The organism is Adlercreutzia sp. CNCM I-6207 (assembly GCF_977072305.1).
This window is the reverse complement of sequence record NZ_CDRVLZ010000028.1, coordinates 1-15452: the sequence shown is the minus strand read 5'-3', so window position 1 is coordinate 15452 and position 15452 is coordinate 1. Positions and strand designations below refer to the sequence as shown.

The following is a 15452-nucleotide window of genomic DNA, read 5'->3' as shown; positions in this document are numbered from 1 at the left end:
TTAGCGGTACCGAGACAGCCTACTCGCGGTACCGCCTTTTGCTGATCGCCGGTACCAAGCCAGGTGATCGATGGTACCGCGAGAGGTTACTACTCAATAACCGAACGCGGCCAGATCACCGGAGCCTTCGCGCCCTCTTTCTGGATGAGACGCGAGCATCCCACTGTCTGAAACTTAGCTACGTTGTCCCAGAAGCTAGAATCCCAAACCTGAATCCAGCACTTCTTTGGCTGCAAACTGGCGGCATGAACGACAAAATCATAAGGATTCGATTCCGGGGCAAATCGTTCCCCGTTGTGATTCACGCGCAAGAACGGCTGACTGCCCGGCCACCACCATGAGCGATCGAAAGGCTCGGTTCCAGGCAACTCATCAGGAAGAAGAGCCCCACGATCGAATACCATCACTGTAGGAACCTCGTCCATCGCCGCACCAACCCACAAGGCGGACAAGATTCCTGCACCGTTAGTGTTGACGGGATCAATTCGCGCCGTCGTCGAAAGCGCAAGAGGATTCTTGATTTTCATCATCTCGATATTGGTCGAATATCCGCCTGTGCACAAAATAACTCCATTAGAAGCGTTAATGCGCACATAGCCATCGGGGGTTTCGGCAACCACGCCCGCTATGCGGTCTTCCTCCTTTATCAATTGCACCAGCTTAGTCTCGGTGCGATACGTTCCGCCCAGTTCTACGGCATCCTCGATAGTGAAACCAGTATGGTCGATTTTATTCATGCTCTCGTCGTTACTGACGGCCATATGGCTTGTCAAGTACTCCTTGATGAACAGGCCCTCAGTCTCTTCCTTCTCAATAACGAATTTGCAGTTTCTCTTTTCCAGCACTTCTTCAATTCGATTAATAGCTTCTGCGCTGTTATCGGCCCAAACTTTCATGAGCTCTTGATCGCATCGCCCAGAGGCATAACGGGCGAGCTCTTTGATCACCGCACCTTGGTCAACATTCACGCCATCACGTTCACATGCACGGGTTCGAAAACCCATCAGGTTATTCTTTGCCATGTTTCGCGTCTCGTCAGTTCCCTGCTCGATCAGAAGTGTATCCACCCCACTTTCGACTGCCGCAAGAAAAGCACTAGCGCCCGCGTTTCCAGCACCAACCACCAGCACCTCGGTGTCGATCGTATCCACAAAGTCAAAAGAATCAATGGGCTTCATCTCGCCGAGCGACGAAAGATCATTTGACGATGCGGTATTAGCCAACGGTTCATCTTCGCCACTCGAGAGCGTTCGGGGAGCACAGCCAGCAATAACCGCTGCTGACCCTACAGCCAATCCCGCTGCTGCCCCTTTGAGAAAATTTCGCCGCGAAAAGGCTCCATCCATTTCAAATCCTACGTTTTGCATAGTCTCTCCAATACTCGTTTCTTGACCGAAGATTAATCCTTCGGCACGAGCATCATGACACTGCATTGATCCGAAATGGAAGCTTGATTGTTCTATCGTGACAATTGAAGTTTTATATCAGTGCTGATCATATATGCTTTTCGATGCATTAAAGCTATCGGCTCTTGCGACGAGACTTCGCATACAAGCCCTCGCGACGCAACACTCCACCCCCGCGAAGACACCTCATTAGACTTATTATTCCACTGTGCCGTATACCTGGCCCCAGGCGTGGCCGGCGATGGCGCTGTTCAGCTGGGTGCACAGGCGCTGGCGCGTGTAGTCACCGGGCGGGAGCAGCGTGACGATGCGCAGAAGCTCGTCAGGCAAGTCGGCCGCCTCGGCCGCTACCACCACGTCGAGGCGGCGCACTTTGGCACCGATGGCCTCGGCGATGGTGGGATCCAGGTCGCCGTACTGCGCGAACAGGGCATCCACGATATCCTGCAGCGCCCCGTAGTACTCGCTGCGCTCTCGGTTGGTTCCAGTATGTTCACGGCTCATAACGTCGCCTCCTTCTGCTTGTCGATTATAAGCGCTTCCAGGGCGGACAGGTCGGTTTTCTCGAAATGGTACGGAACGATCTGCGGATCGCACGGGTTGTCGGCGCTGGAGTGCTCGATGCGCAGGAAGTGGGCCTCCACCGACTCGTAGCCCGCGCGCATGAGCGCATAGGCGTAGCAGCTCGCCTGGAGGCGGTGCTTTCCGTCGAGCTGCTCGGGCGCCTCGTCGTTACGGCCGCCGGTCTTGTAGTCGATGAGGAAGGCGGCTCCGTCCCCGTTGTCGGCGAGGCCGTCGATCTCGCCTTCAAGGAAGAAGTTCCCTATCGCCACGGTGAAGGGCACTTCGGCGCGTCGGTTCTCGAAAGCGGCAAAACGGGCGGCCTCGTCGCTGCCGAGCCAGCGAACGAGCGCCGCGCGCAAGCGCGCCTGCTGCTCCTCCGACAGGCCCTCCTTCTGAATCTGCGCCCGGATGGCTTCCTCGCTGGGAGCGAAGAGCGATCCCCGCTCGCTGCGCTCGATGGCCTGTTGGGCCAAACGATGAAACGCCGTGCCCAGGGCCGTGGCGGACTCCTGCGCCCCAAAGACGCACGCAGGGGAACCGTCAGATTCACGAGACTCTGAAGCATCGTCAGCGAACGAAGATTCGCTCTCATCGCTCTCATTCGAAGCCCCCGAACCGAGTGCGCTGCGGCCCTCATGCAACAGAACGATGCCCTCGTCAGCCTCAATAGCCGGCTCGTCGCTATGGGGATGCGCGCCCGAAAGCGACGTGTAGGAGTACAGCCCCTCCCGCGCGAAATTGTGCGGCGCGAGCGCCGGGTCTTCGCCATGCGCTCGCCGGACAACCGCGAAGACGGCAGGGGCATCCTCACTAAGGGGCGGAGCCGCGCCAAGCTCCTCGTCGAGCCGCTCCTCCCCTGTGGGCGCCGAGGCCGCAAGAGGCTCCCCGCCCGTCTCTTCCCCAACCTCGGCGAGAACCCGCTCGCTCGCCACCCGGGCAGGCGCACGGCCGCCGAAATCCATCATTGCGACGCTCGCGCCGTCGTCCATGGCCCAGCCAAGGGCGTTAAAGACGTCGCCGGTCACCCAGGTGCTCTCGTAACCGTCCTCTATCTTCGCGCTCACCCTCATAGCCAGAAGAAGAGATCGGCTCGCGCGCGTGAGGGCCACGTACATGAGGCGCCGCGCCTCCTCGCGCTCCTGGGCGGCGGAATACGCGGCCAGCGCCGCGCCGAATTGAGCTGCGGAAAGAGCTCCGAAGGCGCGCTCGGCCTCGGCGGGGCCGTCCAGGGAAACGTCAAGATCCTCTGCCTCCTGAGCCCGCGCCCATCCTTTCAATTTGGAGGCGGTCTTGTCCCAAGGACCATGGGGCATCCACGTTGCAGCCACGTAGGTCCCCTCGCCGATGTTCTCGACAAAGAACGAGGGGGCGCGACTTCCGGGATAGCCGTCCTTCAGTTCGGCCACGGCCACATGGGGAAACTCCAGCCCCTTGGAGGTATGAACCGTCATGATGCGCACGAAATCGGCATCGAGGCACGCCAGCGCGCCCGGCGCCTCCTTAGCCAGGGAAAGGTAGTCGGCGAATTGGCGGGCCACATCGGCGATACCGCAGCTCTCCCGCGCGAGCTCCTCAACGACCACGCACGCTTTGTTGAAGTTGCCCGCGCGCGCCATGCCGTCGGCCCCCTCAAGCTGAAGCCGATCCGCTAGTCCGCTGTCCACGAAAAGGCGCCGCAGCGCCAACGCCGGCTCTTCGCGAACCGCGCGGCGCGCGAAATCGCGCAGGCAGCGGCGCGCCAGCGCCAAAGCGGCGCGATCGTTCTCCCCGAGGGGAAACCCATCACCTTCCTCTCGTCCGAAGAAGCCGCGAGAGATAGGCTGACGGGGGCGAGCACGGCCATCGTCGCCTTCGCCTTCGCCGTCGCTTTCCGACGCCCAGGCGTCCGTTGTGGCGAGCGCGAGAAGAGCATCGTCGGAAAGCGCGAACAGATCGGAGGCGAGCGCCTGGTAAAGTGCCTCGGAGTCGTCGCGGTTCACTGCCACGCGCAGCAGCGTAGCCACAAGTTGGGCCTCTGCGCTCTGGCCGAACCCCGATCCGCCCGTCACGATGCTCTCGAAGCCCGCATCGCGCAGCGCCTCCTGGTAGACGGAGGCGCGGGTCATCGTTCCCAGCAGCAGGGCCATCTCCCCGGGGCGCGCGCCGGCCTCCCTCAGCTGCGCGAAGCGCTCGGCCACCTCGCGGGCGCACCGGGCCGACAGCTCCTCGGAAGACACGGTGGCGCGACTGCCGTCGTTCTGGAAGACGCTCACGGCGATACGTGCCGGGCCGTCCCCCTCGAACACCGGATCGGCGGCCGTGTTCACCGCGCCGGCGGCCTCCAGATGCAAGAACTCGTCGCCGAAGACCTGGGGCTGGCCGAAGACGGCATCCACCAACGACAAGACGTCGCCGTGGCTGCGGAAGTTGTGGGGCAGCTGGGGGAACTCCGCCTCGGGCGAGAGGGATCGCAGCCGGTCGCGGTACTCGAAGAACACGTTCACATCGGCGCCGCGGAACCGGTAGATGCTCTGCTGCGCGTCGCCCACCGTGCACACGTTGGCGAAGCCCGGCTGCGCCAGGGCGGCGATAACGGCGACCTGCAGCTTGTCGGTATCCTGGAACTCGTCGACCATGATGACCTTGAACCGCTCGCGGTAGCGCTCGGACAGCTCCGGGTGGGCGGAAAACGCGTCCAAGCACCGGCGCAGCAAATCGCCCTGATCGAGTCGGTCGTTCCCCTTCGCTCGGGCGTAGGCGTCCTCCAGAAGGCGCGCGAGCGACACGGCGGCAACGCTCACCCGCGCCCCCAAGGCCGCTTGCGCCTCGGAGAACACGCTCGCGTAGGCACCTCGCCAGGCAGCGAAAGCATCGGCGTCCGGCTTTTTGGCGCGGTACTTGTCCGAAGAAGGGGGAAACGCCAGAAGCGCCTCGAGAAAAGGCCCCGCCTCGAACCGCGCATCCAAGAATCCCTCGCCCGTATCGGCAGCGAGCCACTGCTCGGCCCGGTCGATGCCGGTCTCTAGATCGGAGGCGAACGTCTCGTCGGTGGCATTCGTCTTTCCCCAGACCTTCACCACCTCCTGAATCTCCATGGCAGCCTCCAGAGCCTGTCGCACAAGGCGCGCAGGCGTGGCGGTCGGCACGGACAGGCGCAGGCCCTCGAACCCCTCGGGCATCGCCCGTACCCGGGCCACCACCTCCTGGGAATACTCCAAGAGCCTCTTGTCGAAGGGCCCCTGCCCCCTCAGTCCGAACTCGTCGATGACCGCGCGAAGAAGCGGGTCGGCCCCCGTTTCGAGATGGGCGAGCACCTGCTCGGTGGCTTCGGCCCGAAGGTAGCTCGCCTCCGCCTCGTCGATCACCTCGAACTTCGGATCGATGCCTACCTCGAAGGCGTTCTCGCGCAGGATGCGCGCGGCCATAGAGCCGATGGTGCACACCCAGGCATCATCCACCTTCAGCGATTCCTCCGCAAGCCCCTCCTCGCGCAGAAGAGCGCGGATGCGGTCGCGCAGCTCCGCGGCGGCCTTCACGGTGAAGGTAATGGCGAGCACCTCGTCGATGGATTGCAGACCGCCGGGCGCCTCCTCGCCGGCGAGCAGCCCGTAGGCGATGCGCCTCGTCAGGGTGAAGGTCTTTCCCGAGCCGGCGCCGGCGGCGACCATGAGGGGGCGGTCGAAGGTGGTGATGGTAAGGCGCTGGCCCTCTTTGCAGGTATCGAGATTCACGCGAGCCTCCCGGGGCAATCGTAGGCGGGACAGAATTCACAAGCTTTCGGCGCGGACGGGCTCACGGGGATGGCCCCCTCGGAAAGCGCCGCCAATCGATCGGCCACCAAGGCCTCGATGGCATCCAGATAGGCGGAGAAGTTCATGGCCACCGCCGAGCTTCTGGAAGACAGGCCCGCAGGGTCGAAAGCCGCACCGTCGTAGGCCCCCGCCAACAGCTCCTTGGGGCTCTGCGCCCGGTAGCCCAAGTACAGCGCCCCGGCGCAGGCGAGGCCGAGGTCGGTGCGCAAAAGCGCCTGGGCGTAGATGAGCCCCTGCACGTGATGCGGCACGGACGGCTCGTCGCCCTCCTTCAGGCCGGATGCGTAATCCTTGGACGATCCCTTGTAGTCGATCACCACGAAACGTCCCCGCTCTGCGTCGGCATCGACGCGGTCGACGCGCCCCCGCAGCCGGACGCCGGCAAAGTCCACGCCGTCGGCGACCTCGATGGGATGCTCGCAGAAGACCACTTCGTAGCCCGGGGGCATCTGGGCCTGCAGGCGCAGGCTGTGAACCAGTTGGCGCTTGAGCTGCGCCACCCGCTGCCGCTCCTCGCGCGTCGTCGCCGCAAGGCGAGAGCCCCCTCGGCGCTCGGGCTGCTCGCGGACAAGCTCGTCCACGAGCGCCTCGAACCGGGGCACCATGGCCTCGATGTTCTCCGCGTCCACGCGTCGCACGCCCTCCTCGGCGAGCCTGTCGTAGAAGCGGGCAAAGGCTTCATGGGCGAAATTGCCCAGCTCCCGCGGCCCGAACCTCTCGTCGGGAGCCTCGGGTCGAATGCACGACTGCACGAACCACCGATAGGGGCAGTGGAGGTACTGCTCGATCGCCGAGGGAGAGAGCACGGGCAGACCCTCGGGCGTGCGCTGAAGGTAGCGAAGAAGCGGAAGCGACCGCAGGCTGCCCCGCGACGGGCGGAGAAGCTCCTCGCATCCCGTCACCGGGGCGAAGGCGGCGCCAAGCGCTTGCGGCAAGTCGCCTTCGCCGGCGCATCGGGCGCTGGCGGCCAAGGGCTCGGGGAGTCCGAAGCGCGCAGGGTCAGGGCGGCCCCAACGCAAGGCCAGCTCCTCATCGCCGGCCGCCAAGGCCCGGTCGGCGCCGGCCCGGGCCTGGGCGCTCGCGAACTCTTCCAGCAGAAAGGAGGGGAACAGCTCGTTTTCCCGCTCGTCGCGCCGGCTCACGCCCAGGACAAATCGCCGACGGGCGGCGCGCTGTGCCGCCGCGAACCGCGAGCGCTGGCGCCAGAGCGCCGAAGGCTCTCGGGGAAGTCCGAGCGTCTCGGCGAGGCCGTCCAAAGCCGATAGGCTCTCGGAGATGCCGAAGGTGCGCGCGCTGACGTCCGCCAGGATCACCACATCCCAGCTTTTCGGCACGAGCGAGTCCAGTACGGCCGCACCGGCGATTTCGCAGAGGGGGCCGTCCGTCCCGGAGGAGCCCTCGACGCTCAGCGTGGCATCGGCAAGCAGCGGCGTCAGCGCGCAGGTCGACACGCCCAGCCCCTCCGCCAGGGCAAGCAGACCGCAGAGCTTGTCGAAGGCGGCGCGCTCGACGGCACGCTCCAGCGCGTCCGACGAGGAAGCACCGACGGCGCTAGAAAGGGTGTCGAGAATACGAGGAGGAACGCTTTCGCCGCAAGCCACGGCGCGCACGGCGAGGGCCAGAGCGGAAAACGAGTCGCTCTCCCCCGCGAGGATCTCGGCGGCATCGGTGGCAGTCAGCAGGCGGTCTTTGCGCAGACGCCCGTTGAGATCCCGCGCCTTTCGCTCGGCGATGCCCGAAAAGGGGTTGTAGGCGAAATCAGTGGCTGCCTCGAGCCAGTGGGGGCTCCCCTCCTCCAGCCGCCGCGCGCATTCCCAAGCGCGCCCGAAGGCGGTGGCCCTCCAGGGCGCGGTGCACCGAAGCGTCACCGCCCAACCGCTGGTGCACAAAGGCGCTCCCAACACGCCGAACAGCTCTGCAGGGTCGGCGCCCACCACCAGAACGCTTCTTGCGCCCGCACGACCGACGCGCCCTATCTCGTCGAGCAGAAGCCCGGGCATCGCCGCCGCTCCTGCGGCGATCAGCACGCCCAGCTCCACGTCTTCCGGAAGACAGGAAACCGCGGCAAGAGCCTCATCGCCTTCCGCGGAAGCGCCCAAAGCCGTCAGAAGGTGCCGAAGCCCTCCCGAGACGTCCAGGCAATCGCAAACAGTCACGCCCATGGCGGGAAGCCGCCCATCCTCGACCATCGAGGCAAGGAGATCGGCCGCCTCATCCGCCTCGATCAGATTCCGCGCGGCCAGCTCATCGTAGTAGGAGCGCAAACACGCGACGAGCCCGCGCTGCAGAGAGGTCAACTCCGCAACGGGAACAGCTCCCTCGTCGGCGAGAGCGGCCGCGTGCTCGGCGGCAAAAGCCGCCAGCACCGATGGCGCTCCGGAGGCAGCGGCGGCATCGCAAGTCGAAGCCGTCCGGGCCGCAAGAAGGGAGCGCTCCTCAGCAGAAACGAGAACGCGCCCGTCGCCCCACAGCTCCCACAGCTCCTCCACCAATCCCGCGGCCGTAAGGCGACGCACGCCGAAAGCGGCACCGGGAGCCGTCGCGGTTGCAGCGGCCTTGGCGGCAGCATTGGCGCGCTCGATGGTGCGGTAGAGCTCTACGGGAACGGTTGTCGGCACGGCGGTCCTCCTCAAAAATCAGTTCCGACCATTCTAGCGCGACCGGGGCGCTTCGGTGTCCTCTTTATGTCCCTCCACAGCCAGAACGCCTCTTCCGTCGGCAGCTCCCGTGAGCATTTGGCAACGGATTGCCGCCCGTGCGGTGACCCGTCGCCGACCTGGTCTTGCATCGGCGCGGCCAGGCCTACCATAGCGAAAGAACGAGTCGGCACCGGGCGCTCCCCCGCCCAGGCCGACCCGCTTTCCCGAACCGCAGATTACAGGAGGCGCATGATGACCTATCAGGAACTGGTTACCAAGCTCATCGAGATTCAGAAGCACATGATGCCCGACTTGGAGAAGTTCGAGCGCGAGGATCGGCTGCCCCACGACCTCAAGGTCGCCAAGGCCGAGATCATCGAGTGGGAGCACACCGTGGACGGCGACGGCGGCCTGGAAGACGCCCCGGAGATCTGGCCCGTGGAGAAGTTCGCCCGGGCCCTGCGCGATCACTACGACGACTTCAACGACTTCATGCGACGCAACATCGCCGAGTACGAGGTGCTCGCCGGCCAGCTGCCCGAGGCCTTCGCCCACCCGCTCGGCCAGTAGGCTCCGCAGCACCTCCGGCCACGCGCCCCGCTTCGCCCTCGCCCAGAAGACGAGCGTCGAATGCCAGCCGGTCAATCCAATCCAGCCGCTATCTTCGAGAGCCGCCTTAACGGGCGGCTCTCGCCGTCTGCGGCCGCGTTGCCCTTAGTAAGTGCCCGCGATCTCCTGGGCCATGCGGGCCACCCCGCGGCGGGCCTCGATGCGCTCGCGCTTGAAGTGCCACTGGCCAGCATCGAAGGCGGCGCCGAGGCCAATGGCGGCCAGCCGGTACCAGGTGCGCGCCCGGCGGAAGTCCTGCTCGCAGCCGCGTCCCAGCTCGAAGGCGCGGGCGAGGCGCAGCGCGGCGTTGCCCGTACTCGCACGGTCCTCGTCGATGCGCCCGCTCTCCAAATCGAAGGCTCGCCGGTACAGCGAGAAAGCCCGAGCCGCCGAGGAAGCGCATCCCCGACCCGCGGCCACCAGATCGCCCAAACGCCAGCAGCACTCACCGTGACCATGATAGGCGCCGAAGGAGAAGTGCAGGTAGGCGCGCTCGTCGCAGGGGGTGTCCGCCTTGTGGAGCGCCTGGCGATCGGCCAGGCCGTCCCAGTACGCCCCCTCGCACAGATCGCCCTCGTAGATGACGCCGAGACGGCAGTGGGCGCCGATATTGCCCCGGGCCGCCGCATGCAGAAGGAGCATCTCGGCCGCGCGGTAGCAGTCGACGCGGCGGCGCCGATGCTCCTCGCCCGGCAGGCCCAGAGCCTCGCTGAAATAGACCTCCGCCAGCTCCAGGGCGCGCCAGCCGCCACGGTCGGCGCCGCAGGGATAGGAGGCGACGAACGTGCGCCCTTTCCCGTCGGGCGCCGGCTCGCTCACCCAGATGCGGGGCAGACCGCCCTCGCCGGCGCCTCCCTTGCGATCCGCGGCGAACACCGAGCCCGTCTCACGCCGACGCCGCCACTTCTCGTTGCGCAGCACTTTCGGCGTGAAGCTCGTCTCCGCGCCGCCGCAGGCCCGCCGCGCACTGGGCGCGCCAAAGAGCACGTTGGCGGCCCGCTGGGCCCAGCCCACTTCCCGCGCACGGGCTGGAGCGGCAACCGAGGAGGCGACATCCTCAGCAGGAAGGGCCAAGGCGCAGGCGACGGAAGGGTCGGCCACGGCCGCAACGGCGCTAGTCATTGAGCACCACCTCCATCACGAGCCGCGTCCACGAGCCGATCTGCTCCTTGTCCGTGAGCCGCCCCTCCACGGACTTGCCGCCGTCGATGAGCCGAGCGACGAACTCGTTGCACTCGCAGGAGACGTAGCCAATCCGGCGGTCGGCGCCGTCGCGCACCTCCACGGCCCAGCCGTCGTGGGGGTTGGCCGCGTCCCGCACGAGGGAGAGCCGATCCCCCTTTCCGTAGCCTTCCGCAATGGCCGCCATCGCGGGCACGTGGCGCGTTCCCGCCACGGTAGTGTTTTCCACGACGCGAATCGATTTTGGTGCATTTGCCATGGCTCCTCCTGACCGATAACCTTATGATCGATCATGATAAAGAACCGCTTACGATCAAGTGTCCCTTATTCGGTACAGCGAGCCACCGAAGATCGCCCTTGCTGAGCAGATCGATCATGGTTGTCGCAGCTGCACGATTATGTTAGAGTCCGCTAACACGAAATCCGCTTCCCCGAAAGACGAGGAATGACATGAAAAACAAGAAATCGAAGAAGGCCGCCGCCGACAAGAAGGCCGATAAACTCGCCCGCAAGAAGAAGCACACCGGTTGCAAAGGCGAGAAGGGCGCCGCAGGCTGCAAGGGCTGCGCCAAGGCGAAGGCGTCGCTTGCGCTCTCCCACTGCACCTGCTGCAAGAAGCGCTGCCCGCTCTCCAAACCGAAGTGCGGCAAGGGCCGCCGCCTCGCCGCCGCCCTCAAACTGCGGGAGAAGAAGGCTTAGTCGTCGATGACCTCGGCGTCGGCCACCTCCGCCGCCCCGCCATCTGCCCCAGCACCTTCCTTGGAGGCCCGGGCCTCGTCCAGCAGGGCCTTCATGGTGGGATTCTTCCGCGTCAGGCGCTTCACGGTTAGATCCTCCGCCTTCTCGTTGGCCAACCGCAGCTGGTTCTCGCTGCCGAGGAGGTTGTCCTTGATCTTCTGCAGGTGATCGATGGATTTATCGATCTCCTCGATGGCCTTGCGGAACTTGTCGGAGGCGATGCGGTAGTTGCGCCCGAACTTCTCCTTGAAATCGGCCAGTGAGTCCTCGAAGTTCGTGACGTCGATGTTCTGCTGGCGCACGAGCGCCAACTCGCGGCGGGCATCCATGGATGAGAGCGCCGCGTTGCGCAAAAGTGTGATGAGCGGGATGAAGAACTGCGGGCGGATGACGTACATCTTCTCGAAGCGATAGGACACGTCCGTGATGCCGGCGGCGTACAGCTCGTTGTCCGGCTCGAGCAGCGACACGAGCACGGCGTACTCGCAGCCCTTCTTGCGGCGATCGGCGTCCAGCTTCTTGAAGTGCGACTCGTTGGTCTTTCGATGGGTGGAGTCGTCGGCCTCGTTCTTCATCTCAAACATGATGGAGACGATCTCGTTGCCCTCCTCGTCGAAGTCGCGGAAGACGAAGTCGCCCTTGGTGCCCTCCACCACCTCGTTGTCCTTCTCGAAGTAGGCGCGCGGGAAGGCCGTAGGGCGCAGGCGGTTGAACTCGATCTCGCAGTGCTGTTCCAGCGACTCGCCGAGCATCTTCGTGGAAAGGCGCGCCCTCATGTCCTGGATGCGCTCGATCTCCCGCTCGCGGTCGGCGATGAGCTCGTCCTTCGCCCGAAGCTTCTCGGCCAGCTGGGCCTGGGCCTCGGCCCGAGCCCGGGCCAGCTCGGCCTCGGCGCGGGTCTTCTGCGCCTCCAGCTCGTCGCGCGCCCGCTCCACTTTGCCGCGCAAATCGTCCCGCTCGCGCTCGACGGCCACCTGGGCGTCCTTGGCTGCGGCCTCGGCCCTCTGCACCGCGATCTGCGTGCTCATGGAAGCCTGCGCGCGCTCACTCTCCAGCTTCTGGGCCAGCTCGTCCCGCTCGCGCTCCACCGCGCGCAGCCGCTCGGTCTCGGCGGCCACCGCATCGCTCACGGCCAGCTTGCGCGCAACCTCAGCCTCTCCGTCCTTGGAGGACAGCTGCGCTCGCAAGCTCTCCACCTGCTTCTCCAGTTCCGATTTCTCGTTCTGGGCAGCCAGTTGAAAATCCTTGGCCTGGGCCTTGAAGCGCTCGGCCTGCGCGGCAATCTGGCCGTCGCGCTCGGCGATCTGGGCGCGCAGAGCCTCCTCGGCCTTGGTGACCGCCAGCGCCACCTCCTGCTCGCGGCTTTTCTCGGCCAGAGACACGCGGGCATCCACCTCGCGCTGGAACTCCTGGTCGCGCACTTGGTTCAAAATGGCGGCGTACCCGCTCTCGTCCACGGTGAACGCCTCGCCGCAATGGGGGCACTTGATCTCGTTGCTCATGAAACGGTTCCTTCCTGTTGCTCGAGGAAATCATACACCGTCGCCAACGCGGCGGCTCGAAGCTCAGCTGGCCGGGTACAGCAATTCCAGAGACTGGATGGCCGAAAAGGGGATGCGCCGACGCACGATCCACAGATCGCGGAAGGTGACATCGATCTGGCTCACGGCCCCTTCGGCCTCGCGATAGCCGCCGCCCTCGTAGTAGCGGCAGCGCACCACGTCCCCGCGGTCGAGGTTCGCGATGAGATCATCCAGTGCCCGGGCCTCGTCGTCGGAAAGCGGCCGGCGCGATTCGGGAACCGCCTCCTTTGCGTGGACGAGATCGTAGTAGCCGCGCAGCGCCGCGAAGGGCATGAACTGGCGGGCGCGATCGGGATGCGGCCGTCCGATGCCCGGAGGCACCGGCGGATCCAAGGGCGCCTCGGCCCCGGCAGCGGTCTGCGCACCGCACGGGCCCGCGTCGCCGACCTCCTCCCACCTAAGTCCCGCGAGCACATCCACTTCCCTAGCCATGGTGCCCTCCCACCATGGTGTTCCGCTCGCGACCAAGCGCGTGTTCCTTCAGGCTCGTGCCCTTGATGAGGGCGTTCTTCCCGAACTTCCCCTTCACGGCGAGCACGGCCTCGGCGCGGCGCCGCTCGCGATCGGCGGCCGCAACATCGGTGAACAGGTCCACCGTGGCCAGATCGGCGTCCACCAGGTTGCCAAAACCGATGCTGATCTTGCGCATGGTGCGGGCCGGATCCACCGTCTCCCGGAAGAGCGCCTCCAAGTATCCGTAGAGCTTCGCGAAGGAGTTCGTGCGCTCGGGAATCTTACGGGAGCCGCCCCCATGCGGACGCGTGCCGCCGACACGCCGGGTACCATGGCCGCCGTCGAAGAGCTCCCCCGCCTTCTCGGGGCCCTTTGCGGCGTCCCCCCCGGCACCTTCCGCCGCCTCGTCCCCATCCCCGCCCCTCCCGTAGCTCACGTGCAGCGAGATGTGATCGGTCACCAGGTGCTTCTCTACCAGATCGAGCACAGAGTCGTCCACCATCTCGCGCAGCACCATGAGGGTGTCGTCGAAGTTGTAGCCGCAGGGCAGGATCTGCCCGTTCATCGTGGAGGAGCTCTCCGGCTCGTAGGCCTTGATCTCGGCGATGGTGCAGGGCTCCACGCCCCAGGCATGATCGATGAGGTACTCGGCGTTCACCCCGAACTCGCCGTAGAGCACGTCCGGATCCATCTCGGTCACGCCCTTCAAATCGAACACCCGGTACTTCGCGAGCCGCCGAGCAATGCCCGGCCCGATGTTCCAAATGTCGGTGATGGGCCGATGCCGCCAGATGCTCTCGCGAAAGGAGCGCGCATCGAGCTCACCCACCCCGTCCGGCGCGTGCTTGGCCGAGATGTCGAGCGCCACCTTCGCGAGGAACAAGTTGGGGCCGATGCCCACGGTGGCCGGGATGCCCGTCTCCGCGAGCACTGCCGAGCGCAGGGTGTCGGCGAACTCGCGGGCCGTCAGGTCGTACAGCTCCAGATAGGGCGTGGCGTCGATGAAGCACTCGTCGATGGAATAAGGATGGATGTCCTCCTGGGACACATAGCGCAGGTAGGTGCCGTAGATCTCCGCCGACACCTCCATGTAGCTCGTCATGCGCGGCTGGGCCGTGATGTAGTCGATCCCCTCGGGAATCTCGTAGAGCCGGCAGCGGTTTTTCACCCCCGCCGCCTTCATGGCCGGGCTCACCGCCAAACAGATGGTCATCTCCGAGCGCGTCGGATCGGCCACCACCAGCCGCGTCGTCATGGGATCCAGCCCCCGGCGCACGCACTCCACCGAGGCGTAGAAGCTCTTCAGATCGATACAGACATATGTGCGCTCACGTTCCATGCCGCCCAGTATAACATGGAACGTTCGTTCGCGTCATACTGAATCGCCGTAATTGCCCAACCAGAACGAAGATGCTTCCGCCGCACGTCCCGCTCACGGTCGTCGCTTCATGGCGCGCAGGCGGTCCTTTTGCTCGGCGGGGATGCGGCGGCTCTCCACGGCCTTCTGGATGGCCTTGTTGTGGGTCCACTCGTCAAGGGCGCCGGAGGCGATGACCGCCTCGGCAGCGGCCGGCTGCTTCGCCAGCGCCTCGGCGAAGTACCAGGCGCGCATCATGTTCACGTAGTACTCCGGGCGCGAGACGCCGATGACCCACGCGAAGAACTCCGGCCGGAACCGCTCGTCGAGGAACAGCTCCATGAGCACGCCAATGGCGAAGCGCACCGTGTACTCGTGGTCACTTTCCAGCCACGATCGCGCCTTAGCCAGGGCGGCATCCGGGTTCGCGGCGAACCCACGACAGGACAGCTGGTCGCAGGTGGCCCAGTTGTCGACGAAGGGGAGGAAGCGCTCGATCTCGCCGACGAGCTTATCGAAGTCGCGCTCCTGGGCGATGACGAACGAGTGCAGCTGATTCTCCTCGAAGGTGCCGTGCGGCAGCGCCGCCAGAAACTCCCCCGCATCTTCCCGCCGGGCGAGCCCTTTCGCGAACTTCCGCAGCTCGGGCGTGCGCACGCCCACGATGGTGGCCGCGTCGATGTTCGGGATGAGCTTCGCCTGGAACGCCCGGTACCCCTCATCCGCATGGGAGACAAGAAACGCCCCGACATCTTCCCGAATCGCCACCGCTCCCCCTTTCTCCGCCTTTTCGCCCGGCCTCGTCGCAAACCAGCTGGATACCCCCAACGGCAGAAGAGAAAGACCGTCAGCCATCATTGCCTGCTCGGCCACCTATTCCCTGTGTTGAAGCGCGGGCACAGCAACGAGGATCTTACCACTCATCGATCATCGCCGAGCCATCCTCTATTTTGGAAATCGTGCTTTTTTGGTCAGATTCAGCATATTCGCGATTTCCCGCTTTCAAAAAAGCATGTTTTCCAAATAGGCGAGGGGGTGCGGACAAAAAGTTGGACACTCCGGTGTCCGGATTGGAGTCCGCATGTACCCGTTGGAGACCAGGGAGCTCGCCGTGGAGGCCGTCGCGGCGG

Annotated in this window: 13 protein-coding genes; 2 read left to right on the top strand and 11 right to left on the bottom strand. The window is 65.1% G+C overall.

Features of this window, described 5'->3' with window-relative positions; all coding sequences use genetic code 11:
• Window positions 1-89: 89 nt before the first annotated feature.
• The 4 genes from ACW4QM_RS11005 to ACW4QM_RS10990 all read right to left on the bottom strand — a co-directional run bounded on the left by ACW4QM_RS11005 (window position 90) and on the right by ACW4QM_RS10990 (window position 8379).
• On the bottom strand, window positions 90-1367 hold the full coding sequence (locus tag ACW4QM_RS11005) for an FAD-dependent oxidoreductase (protein WP_455798456.1): 1278 nt from the start codon (window positions 1365-1367) through the stop codon (window positions 90-92).
• 237 nt (window positions 1368-1604) lie between these two features.
• On the bottom strand, window positions 1605-1910 hold the full coding sequence (locus tag ACW4QM_RS11000; protein WP_455798455.1) for a hypothetical protein: 306 nt from the start codon (window positions 1908-1910) through the stop codon (window positions 1605-1607).
• Window positions 1907-5680: a UvrD-helicase domain-containing protein gene (locus ACW4QM_RS10995; RefSeq protein ID WP_455798454.1), complete on the bottom strand. Its 3774-nt coding sequence runs from the start codon at window positions 5678-5680 to the stop codon at window positions 1907-1909. The genes ACW4QM_RS11000 and ACW4QM_RS10995 overlap by 4 nt, the downstream gene beginning before the upstream one ends.
• Window positions 5677-8379: a PD-(D/E)XK nuclease family protein gene (locus ACW4QM_RS10990; protein WP_455798453.1), complete on the bottom strand. Its 2703-nt coding sequence runs from the start codon at window positions 8377-8379 to the stop codon at window positions 5677-5679. The genes ACW4QM_RS10995 and ACW4QM_RS10990 overlap by 4 nt, the downstream gene beginning before the upstream one ends.
• 270 nt (window positions 8380-8649) lie before the next feature.
• Between ACW4QM_RS10990 and ACW4QM_RS10985 the strand changes: the two genes are divergently transcribed.
• The gene (locus ACW4QM_RS10985; RefSeq protein ID WP_022739773.1) at window positions 8650-8970 is read left to right on the top strand and encodes a hypothetical protein; all 321 of its coding nucleotides are present in this window, start codon (window positions 8650-8652) and stop codon (window positions 8968-8970) included.
• A 144-nt stretch (window positions 8971-9114) separates the two neighbouring features.
• On the opposite strand, the gene ACW4QM_RS10980 is transcribed toward ACW4QM_RS10985, so the two are convergent.
• The gene (locus ACW4QM_RS10980) at window positions 9115-10131 is read right to left on the bottom strand and encodes a tetratricopeptide repeat protein (RefSeq protein WP_161127178.1); all 1017 of its coding nucleotides are present in this window, start codon (window positions 10129-10131) and stop codon (window positions 9115-9117) included.
• Window positions 10124-10450: an HIRAN domain-containing protein gene (locus ACW4QM_RS10975; protein WP_114549238.1), complete on the bottom strand. Its 327-nt coding sequence runs from the start codon at window positions 10448-10450 to the stop codon at window positions 10124-10126. Before ACW4QM_RS10975 ends, ACW4QM_RS10980 begins: the two co-directional genes overlap by 8 nt.
• 191 nt (window positions 10451-10641) lie before the next feature.
• Between ACW4QM_RS10975 and ACW4QM_RS10970 the strand changes: the two genes are divergently transcribed.
• On the top strand, window positions 10642-10890 hold the full coding sequence (locus tag ACW4QM_RS10970; RefSeq protein WP_161127177.1) for a hypothetical protein: 249 nt from the start codon (window positions 10642-10644) through the stop codon (window positions 10888-10890).
• On the opposite strand, the gene ACW4QM_RS10965 is transcribed toward ACW4QM_RS10970, so the two are convergent.
• The 5 genes from ACW4QM_RS10965 to ACW4QM_RS10945 all read right to left on the bottom strand — a co-directional run.
• On the bottom strand, window positions 10887-12431 hold the full coding sequence (locus tag ACW4QM_RS10965; RefSeq protein WP_161127176.1) for a DUF2130 domain-containing protein: 1545 nt from the start codon (window positions 12429-12431) through the stop codon (window positions 10887-10889). The two genes, ACW4QM_RS10970 and ACW4QM_RS10965, sit on opposite strands and share 4 nt — an antisense overlap.
• A gap of 63 nt (window positions 12432-12494) precedes the next feature.
• Window positions 12495-12944 carry a YolD-like family protein gene (locus ACW4QM_RS10960; RefSeq protein WP_147319495.1) on the bottom strand — a complete coding sequence of 150 codons (450 nt, stop codon included), beginning with the start codon at window positions 12942-12944 and terminating at the stop codon, window positions 12495-12497.
• Window positions 12937-14304: a Y-family DNA polymerase gene (locus tag ACW4QM_RS10955; RefSeq protein WP_237974308.1), complete on the bottom strand. Its 1368-nt coding sequence runs from the start codon at window positions 14302-14304 to the stop codon at window positions 12937-12939. Before ACW4QM_RS10955 ends, ACW4QM_RS10960 begins: the two co-directional genes overlap by 8 nt.
• A gap of 93 nt (window positions 14305-14397) precedes the next feature.
• Entirely contained in the window at window positions 14398-15090 is a 693-nt protein-coding gene (locus ACW4QM_RS10950) for a DNA alkylation repair protein (RefSeq protein ID WP_202427777.1), read from the bottom strand.
• 145 nt (window positions 15091-15235) lie between these two features.
• Window positions 15236-15452: hypothetical protein (locus ACW4QM_RS10945; RefSeq protein ID WP_455798452.1), on the bottom strand; the 217-nt coding region annotated here is incomplete at its 5' end.